Annotated in this window: 1 protein-coding gene; it reads left to right on the top strand. The window is 62.2% G+C overall.

Features of this window, described 5'->3' with window-relative positions; genetic code table 11:
* A partial coding sequence (locus tag VGY55_08325; GenBank protein ID HEV2969982.1) for a tetratricopeptide repeat protein occupies positions 1 to 1,500 on the top strand: 1,500 nt, incomplete at its 5' end.
* Positions 1,501 to 1,673 lie beyond the last annotated feature (173 nt).

Below are 1,673 nucleotides of genomic sequence, written 5' to 3' on the forward strand. Positions count from 1 at the left end.
GAGTGGAAGCGCGATCCGCTATTCGCAACCTTGCCTGAGAAATACCAGAGCGCGCCCTGGTTCGAAAAATTGGAAGATAAGTCGTACGACCACGACTTGGACGCCGATTTCCTCGAGGAGGTCACCTGGCTGCGCGACATCTCGAATCATGCCCGCGGCCGCGAGCGAGACGATCTGGCGGTTGCGACGGCGCTATTCGATTGGACGATTCGTAATATCCAATTGATCGACCCGCCGAAGCCGCAATCGCCGGTGCAACAGGCGCTCTTGGATCAGGTCCTCCGCCGCGTGCCCGCGGAGGTGCTGCTGCAAGGCGAAGGGGTCGCGGCCCAGCGGGCGTGGGTGTTCGTGCTGCTCGGGCGTCAGCAGAAGCTCGATATCGTGATGCTCGCCGTGCCCGATCCCGATCGGCCGGACCAGCCTCGCCCCTGGCTTCCCGCCCTGGTTCACGACGGCCAACTCTACCTGTTCGACACGACGCTGGGACTGCCGATCCCGGGACCGGGCGGCAAAGGGATCGCGACGCTCACCCAGGCGGCCGAAGTCGAATCGGTGCTCGCCAGTCTGGATCTTGACGAGAGCCACCACTATCCGTTCAAGGCTACCGAAGCAAAGCAGGCGATGGCGCTGGTCGAAGCGTCGCCTGGCTACCTTTCGCGTCGGATGAAGGTGCTTGAATCCCAATTGGCCGGCGACGAGCGCGTCGTGCTAACGGCAAGCCCCGAGCAGATCGCCAGGCGACTCAAAGGGATTCCGCACTTGGCGCCGGAAGTGAAGCTCTGGGCGGCGCCTTACGAAGCGTATGCCCAGCGGCAGCTCGAGAAAACCGGCCCGCGGCAATTCAAGGAGCTGCTCGCGCTGGAAATGGCCCCGTTCAAAGTTCCCGGCTTCCACGGCAGCCGCTCGACGATGATGAAGCCGGGGGAGCGGCAGGAAGCGCTCGATGAACTCGTTCGCCAGGGCGAAAACCAAATCGACAGCCGCAAGACCGTCGTAAGTCGCCCGCTGCGGATCGTTTTTCCCCTCTGGGCCGGGCGGCTCCTGCACTTTCGCGGCGACTACGACGGCGAAAGCGGTGCCAAGCATTTCTACATGATGGCCCGCCCCGGCAACGACCAATTGGGCGAGCACGTCGCCGAGTTGGTCAGCGATTATCAAATTGCGAACGAGCAGGCCGCCCCGCGGGACATCATCCAGAAATACGATCGGGTCGTGTTCCGCCGCAAGCAGAATGCAACGTATTGGCTGGGGCTGATCAGTTTCGACGAAGGTCAGTACCAGACGGCGGAAGATTATTTTCGGATGGCGCCGCTCGAAATCCGCCCGGATGTGCCTTCGCAATGGATTGCCGGCGCCAAATACAACCTCGCCCGCGCCTGCGAAGCCGCCGGTCGATCGGCCGAAGCGATTAAGTTGCTCGAAGAGGACGATTCGCCGCAGCGCTACGGGAACCGCCTGCGAGCGCGGCGACTGAAGGAAGCCGCAAAGGCGACGCCGTAGGGCATCCGCCGCAGCGAATGCCGCTCCGTGGAATTGCCGCAACACTCGAAACGCCACGGAGGGCGTTCCCTTCTATGAAAGCTCGTTGCGTGTCAACTACTGCATTTTCAGAATTCGAATCAGTGTAAGTCCATTCTTCTATCCGAGCATAGCGCCGGGGGCGCGTAGCCCAT

The sequence above is a fragment of the Pirellulales bacterium genome, from assembly GCA_035939775.1.
GTDB lineage: Bacteria > Planctomycetota > Planctomycetia > Pirellulales > DATAWG01 > DASZFO01.